Raw genomic sequence first — 17,651 nt, forward strand, 5'->3', positions numbered from 1 at the left:
TGATTCGCCCCCTCGCTCGGCACTCCCCTCTACCGGTCGATCAAGCTCAGGGCTGTCTCAACCACGCTCAAGGCTACCTCACCCACGCTCAAGGCTGTGTCGTGACGCCGCCGATGGCCTGGTAGAGCGTGACGGCGGCGCTCAGGCGATTGAGGCGGCGCTGTATTAACTGGTCTCGAGCCTGGAACAGGCTGCGCTGGGCATCAATCAGCGTCAGCAAATCATCACTGCCCTCGCGGTATCGTACATCCGTCAGCTCCAGGGTTCGCTCCGCTTCATCCAGAATGGCCTGATCACTGCTTTCCTGATCCCGCTGCAACACCACCTGCCCCAACGCATCGTCGGTTTCCTGCAACGCGGTCAACAAGGTTTCCCGGTACTGCGCCAGTAACTCCAGACGACGGGCTTCGGTTTGGCGGGTTTGCGCGCGCGTGCGGCCACCATCAAACAACAATTGGCTAAGCGATAAACCCACGGAATTCACTTCCCGGGCATCGCTCAGTGAAAACAGTGAGGAGGTCGCCAGGCTAAACCCTGCACTGAGACTAAAACTGGGTAAAAATGCACGGCGTGCCGCAGCAACATCGGCATCAGCCACCTGCAACTGCGCTTCGGCCCGGGCAAGATCCGGACGATGATAAATAACGTCTACCGGTGTACCCGGCCGCAACTGCGGCACGTTGATATCCCGCAGGGGTTCATCATCAAGCGACAGGTTTTGAGGCAGTTCGCCAATCAGCACCGCCAATGCACGACGGGTCTGTCGGGCCTGGTAATCCAGCGGCGGCAACTGCGCGCGCTGCGAAAGCAGACTGGTGCGTTGCCGGGACACATCGGCGGCACTGGCGGCACCGTTTTTATAGCGCACCTCGACCACACGCATAACCCGCTCGCTCAGATCAATGTTCTCCCGCGCAATCTCGATACGCGTTTGCAGGGCCTGATACTCAAACCAGGCGTTTGCAATCGCCCCCGTGAGGCTCAAACGCGCCGCCAGATAATCGAACTCACTGGCGTTAAAACTCGCTTGCGCCGCCGCTCGCTCAGCCGCTACCCGTCCCCACAAATCCAGTTCATAACTCAGGCCGATATTGGCTGACGTTGATTCCGAAGCGCGGCTGTCGCCCTCCACATCTTCACTGCTGCGACGACTGGTACTGCCACCGAGCGTCAAACTGGGATAGACCGATGCCCCGGCGCTGCGCATTTGCCACTCCGCTTGTCGCAGGCGTTGCTCGGCCGCCGCCAGGTTCGGGCTCTGCTTCATCGCCTGGGCCATCAGGCGATTCAGGGCCGGTGACTCGAACCCTTGCCACCAGGGCCCGGTTATTTCACCAACATCGCTCTCTCCCGTCACGCTGTTCCAATTAAGCTCCGGGTTCAGCGCAGGTCGCTCAATCGGATCGATCCGTGCGCAGCCGGAGAAGACGGTCAGCGCCAATAATGAGGCTGGCAGAACGGAAGCCGACAACACACTGCGATAACGGACGCCCTTCATTCCCATACCTTTTACTCCGTTGCGAGCGCGCTAACCGGATTCAACCGGGAGGCTTTGCGCGCAGGCAAATAACCAAACAACAAGCCGGTGGCAAACGCGCAACTGAACGCCAGAACCACCGGTAACAGCGAGTAATAAATGGGTGTGCCAAACCACGCAATCACAGCGGCTACAGCCAGGCCAACGATCACACCAATCAAACCACCCAGGGCCGATACCACGAGCGCCTCAATTAAAAACTGTTGCAGTATGTGCCGGGTACGCGCACCGGTAGCCATCCGTATGCCAATTTCCCGGGTGCGCTCGGTCACACTGACCAGCATGATATTCATGACGCCGATCCCACCGACCAGCAGGGAAATGGCGGCAATGGAACCAAGCAGCCAGGTCAGTGTGTCCTGGGTTTCCGAAATCGTATCGATTAATGACGCCATATTGCGAATCTGGAAATCCTCGGTGCCGTGGCGCTGCATCAACAACTGATGGATGGCATCTTCGGTGCCTTGCATCAACTGGGTGTCGTCCACCGCCACCGTAATATTGCGCAGATGTTGTTGCCCGAAAATGCGCAAACTGCCGGTGGTGTATGGCACCAGAACGGTGTCGTCCTGATCCTGTCCCATGGGCGAAGCACCGCGGGTTTCCATGACGCCGATGACCTGAAACAGCACGTTGTAGATCATGATGTACTCACCCAGCGGGTCGCGGCCATCGAACAGGGAGGACACGACAGTGCTCCCCAGCACGGCCACCGGGGCGTAACTGCCCTGCTCGGCTTCGGTGAAAAATCGCCCTTCGTCGACGCGCCATTGACGGGCCTGGGGGAACTGGTGCGACGTTGCATTGATCTCCGCGCGGTGATCGGCATTGCCATAGCGCAATGTCTGACTGCCTGTGAGCTCTGGCACGGCGGCGATAATGTTGGGCACCACTTCGTTGATAGCTTCCATGTCCTCCGGCACAAGCGTGGTGACGTTCCACCGACCGCCCCACTGATCGGGACCACCGGGCCGGACCAGCAATAAATTACTGCCCATTTCACTGATTCGATCCACCACTTCCTGCCGGGCTCCGTCACCAATGGCCAACATGGTAATGACCGAGGCCACACCGATGACAATGCCAAGCAACGTCAGTGCGGTGCGGAACACATTGCTGAACAGGGAGCGAAATGCGGTTTTAGTGCCTTCCATTAACTCGTTGGTAAACGGCGGGTCGCGATGCCAGTCGGCGCCAGCGCTGTGACTTTCGCCGGCATCCGGGAAAGTCGGTTTGGAAGGACCGGGATCGGAGACAATGCGCCCATCGCTAATATCAATCCGGCGCTGTGCATGAGCGGCGACTTCCGGGTCGTGGGTAATCAATACGATGGTATGCCCTTGCTCCGACAGTTCGCGCAACAGTGCCATCACGTCTTTGCCGCTTTGGCTGTCGAGCGCGCCGGTGGGCTCATCGGCAAGAATAATTTCGCCCCCGTTCATTAACGCACGAGCGATGGAAACGCGCTGTTGCTGCCCGCCGGAGAGTTGGCTCGGGCGGTGGTCGAGTCGGTCAGAGAGCCCCAGTTTTCCGAGCAGGTCCGACGCGCGTCGTCGACGCTCCGTCGCACTCAATGCCGAGTAAATGGCTGGCATTTCCACGTTTTCGAGCGCACTGGCGCCGGGCAGCAGGTTGTAGCTCTGGAACACAAAGCCAAAAGCTTCACGGCGCAGTTGCGCCAATTGATCGCGGTCCAGGTCGGCGACATCCTGTCCTTTGAACCGGTACTCGCCACCGGAGGGTTTATCCAGGCAGCCGATGATGTTCATCAACGTCGATTTTCCGGAGCCCGACGCGCCCATGATGGCCACGAACTCCCCGGGGTACACCGTCAGATCCACCCCGTGCAGCACCGGTGTTTCCAGCTCACCGTTGTGGTAGCTTTTGGTAACGCCGTGCAGTGCCAGCAGGGGCTCCGGGGTTGAGGCCCCGGTGGAGGGCTTCGAAGCAACCGGCTCACGCATCAGCGAAACATCCTCGGCACGCGCATATTGTCATCGCGGCGACCGCCATCCGGAGCCAGCACCACTTCATCGCCCTCGCTCAGGCCTGACAAAATCTGTGCGTGCACGCGATCGGTTTCCCCGACGCGTACCTGGCGTCGCTCGGGTTTCCCTTGGGCATTGAGCACCATCACCGATCCGGCACGGCCCGGCGCTTCAGCGGCTTGATCCGCGCTTCTAGTGCGCTCCCGTGAGCCGCCCTGTCCAGGACCTGCAGCACCATAGCGCACCGCCGACACCGGAATGATCAGGGCGTTCTCCGCTTGCCCGGAAATAAAAAACACCTGGGCCGTCATCTGTGGCAGCAGGCGACCATCCTGGTTGGGGACATCGAAGAGGGCGTAATACAGTACGACATTGTTTTCCACCAGCGGCGTAGGCTCAATGCGCTGCAACGTCCCTTCCCAGCGCTGCCCCTGATTGCCAAGCGTAGTGAAGTACACGGGCATGCCAAGACGCAGCTTGCCGATGTCAGCTTCCGACACCTGTGCCTGCACACTCATGGTTTCGAGATCGGCAATGCGCATCAATATCGGGGCTTGCTGGGAGGCGTTCAAGGTTTGCCCCTGGCGGGCATCGATCGTGACCACAGTGCCGTCCATAGGCGCGTAGATATTGGCGTACTCCAGATTGGCCTCTTCAGCGCGGAGCGTGGATTCGGTTTGTTCAATCTGGGCGCTCAGGGCTTCGATCTGCGCCTCGGCCGAGCGCAGAGACGCTTCCGCACTTTGCAGGGCTTCCCGCGTGGTGGCATCTTCGGCGAAGAGATTTTCCTGCCGCCGCAACTGGATGCGGGCCAGGGTCAGTTGCGCTTCACGATCTTTTAACTGCGCTTTTTGGTTACGCAGCTGTGCGCGGGTGCCGTCCACTCGCGCGATATAAACAGTGGGGTCGATTTCGGCGAGCAAGTCTCCCTGACTGACTTCATCACCCACCTGCACATGCAGCGTTTCCAACTGCCCGGACACCTGTGCGCCTACATCAACGTAAGTGCGAGGTTGCAGCACCCCGGTAGCGGTGACTCGATTTTCAATATCGCCGCGCTGAACGGCAACCGTCGCCAGCGTATTGTCCGAGCCACCGTCCGGCCAGAAAACGAAAGCCGTTACAGCCAGTATTACGACTGCGAGTAAACCAAGTCTCCCCGGTTTAAAGAAAGCACTGCGCAACGCCATAAGCAGAAGAGTCCGTTTTATTCATTTCAGGGGCGTATTGTGCGCACTTTATCCTCTGAAGGGCACCCCTTGATAGGCGATTTTACACGCGTTAACACGAGACCCTGGAATATGGACAAATGTGCAGATACTGATATGCAGAACCCAATGGCGGAGCTACAGGAGAAAAACTATGGGCAGGAGCGCGGCCCGTGCGGGGCCGCCTGGTATGGCTGCTGGTGCGGCTGACTGCCGGTGCGACTGAGCGTGTAGCGCAAGCCGGATGGGAGCTGGGACAGCCAGCTTACATGTACGCGTTGGTGCGGTCGGTATGGTCGGTAACGTCACGCACGCCTTTCAGTTCCGGCAGCTTTTCCATCAAGGTCGCCTCGACCCCGTTTTTCAGCGTCACCTCCACGGCGCCACAGCCCTGGCAACCGCCCCCAAAACGAAGCACCGCGTACTGGTCTTCGGTGATTTCCACCAGACTGACGTTGCCGCCATGGGACGCCAGCCCCGGATTGACTTCGTTGTAGAGGACATAGTTGATTTTGTCCTCCAACGGACTGTCGTCGGTGACCTGAGGCATTTTGGCGTTGGGAGCCCGAATGGTGAGCTGGCCGCCCATTCGGTCAGCGGAATAATCGACTTTGGCGTCTTCCAGATAAGGCAGGCTTCGGGCTTCAAAAAAGGCACTGAAACCATTAAGTTCGACGATTTCATCGTCTTCCTTGGCCTCACCGGGGCGGCAGTAGGCAATACAGGTTTCGGCCTGGGGGGTTCCCGGGCTGGCTACAAACATGCGGATGCCGACGCCTTCGTTGTCTTTCTGCTTGTCGAGCAGTTCTTTGAGGTACTGTTGGGCGGATTCGGTAATCTGTACGTTAACCATAACGGCGCTTGTGCTCCAGTACTGCGGTAGCGATATACCTGATTGATTTACTCAGGTATTTTACGGGATATCTTGGCGGGAGACAAAGGGGGAGTGGGTGGATCGGTTGGAGGTGTGGGGCTGGATAGACCCGTTGTAGACTCTCTGAGGCATGGATGCCGATGAGAAGCCCCCACGGACGGGTTCACGGCGGGTCTACAACGGGTCTATCCAGCCCCACACCGGGCGTGCCCCCACCACCAAACCTGCGAACCACCACCATTTCTGCTAAAATCCCCGCCCTTTCAAACGCTATCCATCACGTGACATCAATCCCACCAATAGGTATTCCATGAGCCTGGACCAAGACCGCCAAACCCGCCTGGACACCCTGCACCGCCTAGTGCGTGAACGCATCCTGATTCTCGACGGCGGTATGGGCACCATGATCCAAAACCTCAAGCTCAAGGAGGCGGACTACCGGGGCGAGCGCTTTGCGGACTATCACACTGACGTAGCAGGCAATAATGACCTGCTGGCCCTCACCCAGCCCGCCATGCTGAAAGACATCTACAAGGGCTACCTGGACGCGGGCGCGGATATCGTCGAGACCAACACCTTTAACGCCACTCGCGTCTCCATGGCGGATTACGAGATGGAAGAGTGGGTTCCCGAGCTGAACTTGGCTGCGGCCCGGCTGGCCCGGGAAGTCGCCGATGAATACACCGCCGAGAATCCGGATAAACCCCGCTTTGTCGCCGGGGTGCTCGGCCCGACCAGCCGCACCTGCTCGATCTCCCCGGATGTCAACGACCCCGGCGCTCGGAATATTACTTTTGATCAATTGGTGGACAATTACCTAGAGGCTCTCGACGGGCTGGTACGCGGTGGCTCCGACCTGATCCTGATCGAAACCGTATTCGATACGCTGAATGCGAAAGCCGCCGTCTTTGCCGTTCAAGAGTATTTCGAACGCAACAGCGTGGAACTGCCGATCATGATTTCCGGCACTATCACGGATGCCTCCGGTCGCACGCTGTCTGGCCAGACCACCGAGGCCTTTTACAACTCTCTGGAACACGCCAGTCCCTTCTCCATGGGGTTGAACTGCGCACTGGGCGCGGAGGAATTGCGCCCTTATGTGCAGGAAATATCCCGCGTGGCGCATTGCTGGGTGTCAGCGCACCCGAACGCCGGACTGCCCAACGAATTCGGTGAATACGACCAGACACCGGAAGAAATGGTGTCGGTGGTGGAAGAGTTCGCCGCAAGCGGGCTGGTGAATATTATCGGTGGTTGTTGCGGCACCACGCCAGAACATATCAAGGCCATCGCCGATGCGGTGGCCAAGTATCCACCTCGTGCCTTGCCCGATATCGAACCGGCCTGCCGCCTGTCCGGACTGGAACCGTTCAACATCACCAAAGACTCACTGTTCGTCAATGTGGGCGAGCGCTGTAACGTGACCGGCTCGGCCCGTTTTAAGCGCCTGATTGTGGAAGAGGATTATACGACCGCACTGGAAGTGGCCCAGGAGCAGGTTGAGGGCGGCGCCCAGGTCATCGACGTCAACATGGACGAGGCCATGCTCGACTCCGAGAAAGCCATGGTGCGCTTTCTCAACCTGATTGCCGGCGAACCCGATATTGCCCGTGTGCCGGTCATGGTGGACTCCTCAAAATGGACGGTCATCGAAGCCGGCTTGAAGTGTATTCAAGGTAAACCCATCGTCAATTCCATTAGCCTCAAAGAGGGTGAAGACGAGTTCATCGAGCGTGCCCGGCTTTGCCGCCGCTATGGCGCCGCCGTTGTCGTTATGGCCTTTGACGAAGACGGCCAGGCCGACACCGCCGAACGCAAAAAAGAAATTTGCGAACGCTCCTACCGGGTACTCGTGGATAAGGTCGGCTTTCCGCCGCAGGACATCATTTTTGATCCGAACATTTTCGCTGTCGCCACCGGCATTGAAGAGCACAACAACTATGCGGTGGATTTTATCGAAGCCACCCGCTGGATTCGCCAAAACCTGCCCCACGCCGGGGTCAGCGGCGGCGTATCCAACGTGTCCTTCTCATTCCGAGGAAACAACCCGGTTCGGGAAGCGATTCACTCCGTTTTCCTGTACTACGCCATTAAGGCCGGATTGAACATGGGCATTGTCAATGCCAGCCAATTGGCCGTGTACGACGACTTGCCCCAGGAGCTGAAAAACAAAGTGGAAGACGTGCTGCTCAACCGCAACGACGGCGCCACGGAAGCGCTGCTGGATATCGCGGATAAGTACAGAGGCGACGGCGGCAGTGGTGAGAAAAAAGAAGATCTGGAGTGGCGTAGCTGGCCAGTAGAAAAGCGCATTGAACACTCACTGGTCAAGGGCATTACCACCTATATTATCGAAGATACGGAAGTGGCGCGCCATGGGGCCTGCAAACCGCTGGACGTGATCGAAGGCCCGCTGATGGACGGCATGAACGTTGTGGGCGACCTGTTCAGCGAAGGCAAAATGTTTCTGCCTCAGGTCGTTAAGTCTGCACGTGTCATGAAACAGGCCGTGGCCTACTTGCAGCCCTACATCGAAGCGGAAAAAACCGAAGCCAGCAAACCCAATGGCAAAATTCTGATGGCGACGGTGAAAGGCGACGTGCACGATATTGGGAAAAATATCGTGGGCGTAGTGCTGCAATGCAATAACTACGAAGTGGTCGATCTGGGCGTAATGGTGCCCACGGAAAAAATCCTGCAAGTAGCCCAGGAAAAGCAGTGCGATATCATCGGCCTCTCCGGCCTGATCACCCCTTCCCTCGATGAGATGGTCAATGTTGCTCGGGAAATGCAGCGCCAGGGTATCAACAAGCCGTTATTGATCGGGGGCGCCACGACGTCCAAGGCCCATACCGCCGTCAAGATCGACCCGGCATTTAATTTGAATCAGGTGGTCTACGTTGCCGACGCTTCCCGCGCCGTGGGTGTGGCAGGCAACCTCCTGTCAGACAGCAACCGCGATGCGTTTGTCGCGGGCATCCAGAAAGAGTATGAAAAGGTACGCGAGCGCAACGCCAACCGCAAACCCCGCGGCACATTGCGCAGCTACACTCAGGCTATCGAAAACCGTCCGGACATGCAGTGGGACATCTACACACCGCCCAAGCCGACGTTTACCGGCTTGAAAGTGTTTGATGATTACCCACTGGAAGACCTCATTGACACCATCGACTGGACACCGTTCTTTATGTCCTGGGACCTGGCCGGAAAATACCCCAAGATTCTCGATGACGACGTAGTGGGTGAAGCTGCCCGCAGCCTCTTTAACGATGCCCAACACATGCTGCGCAAGCTCATTGACGAGAAGCGCTTGAAAGCCCGTGGTGTTATTGGAATCTGGCCCGCCAGTACCGTTCGAAACGACGATATCGAGCTGTACGACGAACAAGGACAGGTCATCGATACGCTGCACCATATCCGGCAGCAAAATCAAAAGCCCGGTAATGATCCCGCCAACTACTCTCTGGCGGACTTTGTGGCACCTAAAGACAGCGGCAAGCAGGATTATGTCGGCGGTTTCGCCGTCACCGCTGGCATCGGGGCCGAGGAGCTGGCGAAAGAGTACGAAAACGCCGGCGACGACTACAACAGTATTATGGTCAAGGCGCTGGCCGACCGATTGGCAGAATCCTTTGCGGAACATATGCATCGCCGGGTTCGTAAAGAATTCTGGGGCTACCAGCCGGATGAGTCCCTCGGCAACGACGAGCTTATCCGGGAAAAGTACCAGGGCATCCGCCCTGCCCCAGGCTACCCGGCCTGCCCGGATCACACCGAGAAAGCCACCTTGTTTCGCGTACTTGAAGCAGAGAAGAATACCGGGCTGGAACTCACGGACAGCTTCGCCATGTATCCCACGGCGGCCGTGTCAGGCTGGTATTTTTCCCACCCGAAATCGAAATATTTCAACGTGGGGAAAATCCAGAAAGACCAGGTGCAAAGTCTCGCAGACCGTAAAGGGATGAGCCTGACCGATATGGAGCGATGGTTGAGCCCTGTGCTGGGGTATGAGCCTGGAGCTGACTAAACAGTATGGGCAAAGGTCCCTCGTACGGGAGAATCTGGCGGCTGCAGCCCCCCCTCCCGTGCGAATGGCTTCCTCGCAGACCGCTCCAGGTAGTGTAACCTCACCCGCTTATCCTCGATAAACACCGCTCACCTCTCTCATTGACCTTTCAGCACTTTTCTCGACTCAACTCATTTCAGCCAAAATAAACTTCTCTCCACGCCTTTTTTATACCCTACAATATAATGAGCGTGTTTGATGACCATACCTAACTTCAAATCTTGCCCCGTTCTGCTTTTTTTGCTATCGCTTCTCATGACACTACCGACATTCGCCGATAACAACGACGATTTGGAATCACTAAAACAGGATATCAAACGTATCTATAGAGATAGCGGTAACGTGGCGCTAGGCATTGCCGTGGTGGATAACGGGCGAGTGGCCTGGATTGATACGTTAGGCCAACAGGAACTTCCAGAGGGAAAACCGGCCAATCAGCGAACGCGCTTTCACGTTGGTTCTATTTCCAAGATGTTCGTCGCATTGTCAGCTCTTAAATTAACCGAGCAAAACGAACTTGACTTGCAAACGCCGTTGTATCAATTGGCTCCTGAAGTAAAGCATCACAACCCCTGGGAAAACTCAGATCCGGTTCGGTTAGTCCACCTTCTGGAACACACGACAGGCTGGCCCGATTGGAGCTTCGCTGAGCTGGCTTACACAGAAGAGCAATCATTAGATTTATTAGGTGATCTGAATGCTTTTCCAGAAGGCCGTCGCTCTCGCTGGCCTCCAGGCACGCGAATGGCTTACTCCAACGTTGGAGCTGCCGTAGCGGCCTACGTTGTAGAAAACGTCAGCGGTGTTGATTTCTATAACTATGTGCAAGATAACATTCTTACACCGCTCGATATGTATGATTCCGGCTTCGTCACGCCAAATCAGGATAAGTTAGCACGCCCACATATCAACGGTGCCCCGGTTCACTATCGTCCGCAGATCTACTACCCCAGCAGTGCCTTCACAAGTTCTCCAGCCGACATGGCGCAACTGTTGTTGCTTTTCCTGGGAAGCAGCGAGAACCTACCTCTGTCAACGGAAACGATTTTACGAATGCAAGCGCCAACCACAACATTAGGGAACTCTGCGGGTATTACAGCCGGTTATGGCCTCGCCAATCGAACACGTGGATTTAAAGAACATGGCGTCGTCTTCCATGGGCATGACGGACGAATCCCGGGTGCTATGGCCACTTTATCCTACTCTCCAAGCTTGAATAGTGGCTATTTCCTGGCTCTGACAGGAAGCGGGGCCGGCGCTCAGAAGTTATTGAACACAGTCAATGACTACCTTCTACGAAACCACGCCAAGCCAGAAACAAAAAGTAACCCGACCAAAGAGAGCGTTTCTAAGTGGGAGGGCTACTACCAGCAAGTTCAATTCCCTGTGGATTTTATGAACTTTTTGCCGACCGCTCTTACCTCTATTCAAATCTCATTGGAGAAGGGAGAGCTGATTGCGAAAGGCGCCACCCCCTTTTCTTCAAAACGTGATACTATTTTCATACCTAAAAACAACGTATTGATTGACAAGGGGACCGGCTTGCAAACCGCCGCGCTAGTTGACGACCCTTTGATTGGGAACGCTCTACAAATCGGCAGCACGCTTTACCAGGAAACTTCGAAGGTACGGCTATGGCTGCCGTTGCTCTGCTGGATAGCTATTCTAGCGCTTAGTGCGTTGACGTTAATATGCGCAATTATTTTATCGCCCATTCGTTACTTCCGAGGGAAGCTCGAGCCGCCCGGTGCCGAACTCAGCTTTTGGGCAGCACTATCAAGCCTGACTTTCTTAGTATCTGCGCTCTACCCCATACTGAACCCTTTAGATATAACGCGTATCACCCCCTGGTCCTGGCCTTCCACTTTCCTTTTTGCCCTGACCTTAGGTTACGCGCTATGCTCAATGCTAGGTGTGATTTCCCTAAAATCTTTGCGTAAGATACCATTTCGGCTCAAAAGCCAATTGCCACTGATCATGGTGATTATCTCCCATGGCGCGATGTCTGTGTACCTTGCCCTACACGGTTTAATCGGGGTGAGGCTATGGTCCTGGTAAATCCATGATAAAACCGTTTTTTCCTCGTCAATCAAGATTCTGGTGGTACCACTGCACCGCCCTCACTGTTGTGGGGTTAGTGCAAGTGCTGTTTATTACTTTTGACCGACCTCACCCAGTAGTGGACATTTTCAGCAGTCTATTATGGGTTCCACTGTTTACCGTAGCAGCTCTTGTTTTTCGACAGCGATATATCAGGCTCAGTTGGAACACGTTAGGTACAGCGAAGCTGATCTTTTTTTCCATGCTGAACATTGCCGCTTTTTCTTTGATCATCAGCGCTATCAACCTGGCAATAGTCATCATGATTTTTTCAGACCAGCTGTTTTCTGGCAGCTTTTCAGAAAATTTTTTTGGCTTTCCTCACGGTACAGAAACCATACTGTTTAACAACACGATCAGCACCAGCCTTTTGCTTAGCGCCTGGGTTCTTTTTTATATCGGTATTAAAAGCAGGCAACGAGCACACCAATCTGAAAACGACAGGATAAATACCGAACATCGTCTTAAAGAAGCCCAGTTCAGGGAGCTGTCCAATCAACTGAATCCACATTTTTTGTTCAACAGCCTAAACAACATCCGGTTCACGATCCACGAAGATCCGAACAAAGCGGATAAAGCACTCACTGCGCTCTCCGATATTCTTCGATACTCTCTGGACATAAACACCAAAAGTAGAGTTCCCCTTAGCCATGAGCTTCAGGTGGTAAAACAATATTTAACCGTTGTCGATCTTCACTTAGAGCAACGCCTTGACTGGCAATTAGCCATTTCGGATGAGGTTCGGCAATACTTGATACCCCGAATGAGTTTGCAGCCTTTGGTGGAGAACGCTATAAAGCACGGCATTGAGCCCTCCCCTTCGGGAGGAAATTTAACTATTAAAGTCTACTTAGAGGCCAAAAATCTCACTCTGGAAGTCATGAACACTCGGTCGCTTTCTTACCCTAGAGAAACAAAACCAGGAACCGGTCTCGACAACTTGAAGCGACGCATCGCAATTATATACAGCGGGTCAGCCAGCCTTATTATTAAGAAGACTGCCACACATTACTTTGTGAGACTGACGCTTCCACAGGAGACTTGACGAATGAAAACGGTTGTCATTGAAGACTCTCGCATCGCCCGAAACGGACTCCTTAACATGCTGTCCGTTTCCCATGAATTGCAGATTCTTGGCAGCGCCGCCAATGCCGAAGAAGCCCGGGACTTAATTGCGTTACATCGGCCTCAACTGCTTTTTCTCGATATACAAATGCCAGGAGATGATGGCTTCCAGTTATTGGATTCGCTAGATTACGATCCCTATATCATTTTTACCACGGCGCACGCAAAGTATGCTGTACGCTCTTTTGACTATCAAGCTATAGATTACCTGTTGAAACCGATAAGCCAAGAAAGGTTGGCAATAAGCATCGCACGGGCTTTAAGTCATCACCAGGATCAACCGAGCCACTCCCCTCTCGATTACGACAGCCGGGTTTTCATCAAGGATGGGGATGAATGTCATTTGATCGCCGTATTCGACATTAGCTATCTCGAAAGCTGTAAAAATCACGTCCGTGTGTTCTTTTCAGGGAAAAGCGCGTTTGTAAAGAAGCCATTAAGACAACTTGAGTGCCGGCTCCCCTCTACCCTGTTCTTTCGAGCCAGCCGACAATACATTATTAATTTGAAACACGTCGCGACTATTGAGAAATCCGTTGACGAGGGATATGAAGTCACTATGGAAGACAGCAAAGTGATTCATATCTCCCGTCGCAACGGTATTATTTTGGGGCAACGTCTCACGCTATAGCGGAGCAAGTCAAACGATTGAGACATCAAGAAAGGCAAACACCACTCTCAAGGGTGCAAACCTTCGGTCACCTTCATCGTGTGAGGATCAAACGGTGAGGAATAGTGCTCATGAGCGATCTTCCCGACCAACTGCCCCTTTCTCGACTCGTCGGTACAGCCACCACGGAAAGATAATGTGCGACAGCCTTGCGTACGTTTTATCGGTCAATAAGTGTTCGAACAGCCTGTCGGGCTTGGCTTAGCATACGACCAATCAGCCGTGACAGAATCCAACGCATTAGGTCCTGCGTAAGCTCGCTGATGGAGTCTACCCATTTCATACCCAACAGCCGGGTTAAGCGTCGCATCAGGCGAAGCACCCAGAAACTGACCTCTTTCGAGAGGTCTATTCCCCGCTTGAGAACCAAGGCGATACGGTCCGCCAGCGTCATAGCCCCCATAAACCCCATCTGGAGCGGTGCCAGCAGTGCCACGCTGAGCTTTCCAAGCACCCATGCCAGCGCAGCGCTGGCGCGCTGCCATACACCTGGGTCTGCCGCATTATCCAAAGCGTCTGACGTGAGCCACTGCTGCAAGGCCACATCAGTCAGCGCTGGATTTGGCCGACTTTTGAGCATCAGCCAGCTAGCGCGTTTCATGGAATGAACATAGTTCACTACGCGGTGTGCGGCAAAGGACATTACGCCATGTCCGTAAGGAATTTCATACCCTGCGCCAGGCATCGGCGCATGCCGGTAGGGAAACACTGGGACCATGGCGACAGGATCATTGCGGTGATGGACACGGTATACGCTGGGCGAATTTAGTTTACGCGTCAATTGAGTGGCAAACCCTTGCAAACCCACTCTGGGAGCGCCAAAGCTGTAAAGTTTTACCGAGTTTGACTGGTGGCTTTTCAGCCAATCGGCCACCAGCGTGGCCACGGCTCCACCCAGGCTATGACCAATGCAGTGAATGGTGCCTGTCGTAGTAGCGTGCTCTGCAAGAAACTTTTTCAGTTGCGGCAGCAGGCTCGACAGTATCTGGTTAAATCCAATGTGTACCAGTGAACCGGTAGGACCGCGCTCCAGACCAAGGCGAGCGTTGCTTAACCAGTCAGCGCCGTAATTGGCACTGGTTGATCCACGGAATATCAAGAATAGCTCATTGCTTCTTGCCTCACGCCCTTTAACACAGACTGCAAATGCGTCCTTTGTATTCAACAACCTGAACCCTACAGTCGCATTAAGTAGAGAGCTTGCTCCTTCAGAACGAGAGAACTGTGGACTCTGCAAAAACACCGACAACATACTCTCGTCTTGAACAGTGTATACCTCTTCGGCCAATTTGGCGGCTTCCTGTGGAGTTAATACTTTCATCCTTTCCTCTCTATCAGTTATTAACTGCATCCCACGTACAAACAGTTCCAAGCAATCCATGTTCCACATCGACACGCTGAAACTCATTAGTCAGTTCGCACGTTAGGCCTACTGGCCGTCCGCCTAACTCGCCAAACAAAGATTCATCCATTTTTCCCATTTTCCAAACCAGATACTTTTGGCCATTGAATGTCACATGTATTTCCTGATGAACGACAAACTCAGAAAACGACATTGGACGCCATAGGCCGGTAATTTTCGGAAGCGAAAATTCTCCGTGCTGATTAGTAGAAACCGTGTGGTAGTGACCGTCCTTCCCGTCCCATGTCACCTTTCGTTTGAGAACAGCCCCCACCGCAGGCTTTCCTTTAAACGTAACAGTGCCTTCCATTGGGGAACTTAGCACCACTTCTTTTTTAGGAAATAAAGACATAGCGACTCCTTGCGGGGGCAGCATGAGCAACAAAAGAACAAAAAAACCAGTCAGAATCAGCAGGACAATGTGGCGAGTTTGAATCATCGGGCAGTCCGTTTGCCAGGCGAGGCGGTTCCGTTGAATGTTTTTACGATAGTAAACTTTGGGGATTTTCTGTCAAGCCAGAGGAAACTCTTTGTCTTCGAAATGCAGACTGAGTCACGGCGTGACTTCTTCTTATGAAGTGCAGACCCCTTGTCTACTTCGAATCGCTTCGAGCAAAAACACTTCTGGAAATAAAAAAAGGCCGACAAATGCCGGCCTTTTTTCGAACAATGCAAGACAGCTAATTAATCTTGATTCTTCATTTGTGCCTTGATCAGGTCACCCAAAGTGGTGGGCGAAGCCTGCTCAGCGGTTTTGGCACTGTGCTCTTTCACCGCCGCTTTCTCCTCGGCGACGTCCTTGGACTTCACAGACAAGTTGATAGTGCGGTTTTTGCGATCAACGCTGATGATTTTGGCTTCAACTTCTTCGCCCTCTTTCAGCACGTTGCGCGCGTCTTCCACTTTCTCACGGCTCAGCTCGGAGGCTTTCAGGTAAGCTTCAACATCTTCCGCCAGAGTCACGGTAGCGCCCTTCGCTTCGACTTCTTTCACAGTACCCTTGATCACAGAACCTTTGTCGTTCTCTGCCAGGTATTCTGAGAAAGGATCGGTCTCCAGCTGCTTGATGCCCAGGGAGATACGCTCGCGCTCGGGGTCGATAGCCAGCACAACGGTTTCCAGCTCGTCACCTTTCTTGTACTTGCGTACGGCCTCTTCGCCAGCTTCGTGCCAGGAGATGTCGGACAGGTGAACCAGACCGTCGATGCCACCATCCAGACCGATGAAGATACCGAAATCGGTGATGGATTTGATCTTGCCGGAGATTTTATCGCCCTTGGCGTAGGTGCGTGCGAATACGTCCCAGGGGTTTTCCTGACACTGTTTCATGCCCAGAGAGATACGACGACGTTCTTCGTCGATATCCAGGATCATGACTTCCACTTCGTCACCCACATTCACCACTTTGGACGGATGAATGTTCTTGTTGGTCCAATCCATTTCGGAGACGTGAACCAGGCCTTCCACACCTTCTTCCAGCTCAGCAAAGCAGCCGTAATCGGTAAGGTTGGTAACCACAGCCTTGACCTTGGTGTTTTCCGGGTAACGGCTGGTGATGTTGACCCAGGGATCTTCACCCAGTTGCTTCAGACCCAGGGAAACACGGTTACGCTCACGGTCGAATTTCAGCACCTTGACTTCGATATCGTCGCCAACGTTCACAATTTCGCTCGGATGCTTGATGCGCTTCCAGGCCATATCGGTGATGTGCAGCAAGCCATCAACGCCGCCCAAATCAACGAAGGCACCGTAATCGGTCAGGTTCTTCACGATACCCTTGATGACCATACCTTCTTGCAGGGTAGCCAGCAGTTCTTCACGTTCTTCCGAGTTGGCTTGTTCCAGCACGGCACGGCGGGATACCACCACGTTATTGCGACGCTGATCCAGCTTGATCACCTTGAATTCCAGTTCTTTACCTTCAAGGTGGGTAGTGTCACGCACGGGGCGAACGTCTACCAGAGAGCCCGGCAGGAAGGCACGGATGCTGGAAACATCCACGGTGAAACCGCCTTTAACCTTGCCATTGATAACGCCTTTGACCACTTCGTCGGCGGAGTGTGCTGCTTCCAGCACTTTCCAGGCTTCAGCGCGCTTGGCTTTTTCGCGGGACAGGCGGGTTTCCCCGAAGCCGTCTTCCACTGTTTCCAGCGCGACCTGAACTTCGTCGCCGATTTGCAACTCCAGTTCACCTTCGTCATTCAGGAACTGGCTCGCAGGAATAACACCTTCGGACTTCAGACCAGCGTGAACGGTCACCCAGTCTTTGTCCACGTCGATCACAACACCGGTCACGATCGTGCCGGGCTCCATGTCGACGGTTTTCAGGCTCTCTTCAAACAGTTCAGCAAAACTTTCGCTCATGGTCATTCAAATACCTTCATAAATGCCCGCCGAACCCGGATGGGGCTCTGTCACGGGTATACCGTACTGCCAGTGGTACGGGCCGGTTAAGGAGATGACGAAGCCGACATTCTAAGCTGGCGCCTGCCGGGTTCGCCCTTGCCAGGAAAGTAGTCCATGTGTGGTTACAGTCTCCAGCAAGCGCGGCAGGCTAGCAGATTTGGAGGGATATAACAAGGCTTGCCGGTTGGTTAGAACCTGTCAGATAGTGAGAGGGGTTGAGGTGAGAGGTTATTGAGCCCGGTCTGAGAAGGGCTGATGCCTCCAAGACACGCCGT

11 protein-coding genes are annotated in these 17,651 nt (G+C 54.4%); 4 read left to right on the forward strand and 7 right to left on the reverse strand.

Translation table 11 applies throughout. The features are described from left to right. Positions 1-88: 88 nt before the first annotated feature. The 4 genes from ACQCLF_RS12240 to nfuA all read right to left on the reverse strand — a co-directional run bounded on the left by ACQCLF_RS12240 (position 89) and on the right by nfuA (position 5,586). On the reverse strand, positions 89-1,498 hold the full coding sequence (locus tag ACQCLF_RS12240; RefSeq protein WP_426987656.1) for an efflux transporter outer membrane subunit: 1,410 nt from the start codon (positions 1,496-1,498) through the stop codon (positions 89-91). Between the two features lie 11 nt (positions 1,499-1,509). Continuing rightward, positions 1,510-3,501 (reverse strand): MacB family efflux pump subunit, encoded by a 1,992-nt coding sequence (locus ACQCLF_RS12245; RefSeq protein ID WP_426987658.1) that lies wholly within the window; start codon positions 3,499-3,501, stop codon positions 1,510-1,512. Further along, positions 3,501-4,715 carry an efflux RND transporter periplasmic adaptor subunit gene (locus ACQCLF_RS12250; protein WP_426987660.1) on the reverse strand — a complete coding sequence of 405 codons (1,215 nt, stop codon included), beginning with the start codon at positions 4,713-4,715 and terminating at the stop codon, positions 3,501-3,503. Before ACQCLF_RS12250 ends, ACQCLF_RS12245 begins: the two co-directional genes overlap by 1 nt. Before the next feature lie 283 nt (positions 4,716-4,998). Then, positions 4,999-5,586, reverse strand: coding sequence for a Fe-S biogenesis protein NfuA (gene nfuA, locus ACQCLF_RS12255; RefSeq protein ID WP_426987662.1), 588 nt, complete (start codon positions 5,584-5,586; stop codon positions 4,999-5,001). A gap of 331 nt (positions 5,587-5,917) precedes the next feature. Here nfuA and metH point away from each other — a divergent pair, with 331 nt between their 5' ends. The 4 genes from metH to ACQCLF_RS12275 all read left to right on the forward strand — a co-directional run bounded on the left by metH (position 5,918) and on the right by ACQCLF_RS12275 (position 13,529). After that, positions 5,918-9,634 (forward strand): methionine synthase, encoded by a 3,717-nt coding sequence (metH, locus tag ACQCLF_RS12260; protein ID WP_426987664.1) that lies wholly within the window; start codon positions 5,918-5,920, stop codon positions 9,632-9,634. Between the two features lie 237 nt (positions 9,635-9,871). Further along, positions 9,872-11,731, forward strand: a complete 1,860-nt coding sequence (locus tag ACQCLF_RS12265) for a serine hydrolase domain-containing protein (protein WP_426987666.1) — start codon at positions 9,872-9,874, stop codon at positions 11,729-11,731. Between the two features lie 4 nt (positions 11,732-11,735). Next, positions 11,736-12,818: a sensor histidine kinase gene (locus tag ACQCLF_RS12270; RefSeq protein WP_426987668.1), complete on the forward strand. Its 1,083-nt coding sequence runs from the start codon at positions 11,736-11,738 to the stop codon at positions 12,816-12,818. Between the two features lie 3 nt (positions 12,819-12,821). Further along, positions 12,822-13,529 (forward strand): LytR/AlgR family response regulator transcription factor, encoded by a 708-nt coding sequence (locus ACQCLF_RS12275; RefSeq protein ID WP_426987670.1) that lies wholly within the window; start codon positions 12,822-12,824, stop codon positions 13,527-13,529. A 199-nt stretch (positions 13,530-13,728) separates the two neighbouring features. Here the strand turns inward: ACQCLF_RS12275 and ACQCLF_RS12280 are convergent, their stop codons facing one another. The 3 genes from ACQCLF_RS12280 to rpsA all read right to left on the reverse strand — a co-directional run bounded on the left by ACQCLF_RS12280 (position 13,729) and on the right by rpsA (position 17,334). Continuing rightward, complete coding sequence (locus ACQCLF_RS12280) at positions 13,729-14,667, reverse strand: lipase family protein (protein ID WP_426987672.1); 939 nt, start codon at positions 14,665-14,667, stop codon at positions 13,729-13,731. Positions 14,668-14,902: 235 nt separating this feature from the next. Then, the gene (locus tag ACQCLF_RS12285) at positions 14,903-15,409 is read right to left on the reverse strand and encodes a DUF6795 domain-containing protein (RefSeq protein ID WP_426987674.1); all 507 of its coding nucleotides are present in this window, start codon (positions 15,407-15,409) and stop codon (positions 14,903-14,905) included. A 245-nt stretch (positions 15,410-15,654) separates the two neighbouring features. Further along, the gene (gene rpsA / locus ACQCLF_RS12290; RefSeq protein ID WP_426988024.1) at positions 15,655-17,334 is read right to left on the reverse strand and encodes a 30S ribosomal protein S1; all 1,680 of its coding nucleotides are present in this window, start codon (positions 17,332-17,334) and stop codon (positions 15,655-15,657) included. Between the last annotated feature and the right edge of the window lie 317 nt (positions 17,335-17,651).

It is taken from the genome of Marinimicrobium sp. ARAG 43.8 (assembly GCF_050113635.1).
GTDB lineage: Bacteria > Pseudomonadota > Gammaproteobacteria > Pseudomonadales > Cellvibrionaceae > Marinimicrobium.

Bases quoted from the DNA above. Each gene is read 5' to 3' on its own strand.
- metH (WP_426987664.1), top strand. From the start codon at position 5,918: ATGAGCCTGGACCAAGACCGCCAAACCCGCCTGGACACCCTGCACCGC.
- rpsA (WP_426988024.1), bottom strand. From the start codon at position 17,334: ATGAGCGAAAGTTTTGCTGAACTGTTTGAAGAGAGCCTGAAAACCGTC.
- ACQCLF_RS12245 (WP_426987658.1), bottom strand. From the start codon at position 3,501: ATGCGTGAGCCGGTTGCTTCGAAGCCCTCCACCGGGGCCTCAACCCCG.
- ACQCLF_RS12275 (WP_426987670.1), top strand. From the start codon at position 12,822: ATGAAAACGGTTGTCATTGAAGACTCTCGCATCGCCCGAAACGGACTC.
- ACQCLF_RS12240 (WP_426987656.1), bottom strand. From the start codon at position 1,498: ATGAAGGGCGTCCGTTATCGCAGTGTGTTGTCGGCTTCCGTTCTGCCA.
- nfuA (WP_426987662.1), bottom strand. From the start codon at position 5,586: ATGGTTAACGTACAGATTACCGAATCCGCCCAACAGTACCTCAAAGAA.
- ACQCLF_RS12285 (WP_426987674.1), bottom strand. From the start codon at position 15,409: ATGATTCAAACTCGCCACATTGTCCTGCTGATTCTGACTGGTTTTTTT.
- ACQCLF_RS12270 (WP_426987668.1), top strand. From the start codon at position 11,736: ATGATAAAACCGTTTTTTCCTCGTCAATCAAGATTCTGGTGGTACCAC.
- ACQCLF_RS12265 (WP_426987666.1), top strand. From the start codon at position 9,872: ATGACCATACCTAACTTCAAATCTTGCCCCGTTCTGCTTTTTTTGCTA.
- ACQCLF_RS12250 (WP_426987660.1), bottom strand. From the start codon at position 4,715: ATGGCGTTGCGCAGTGCTTTCTTTAAACCGGGGAGACTTGGTTTACTC.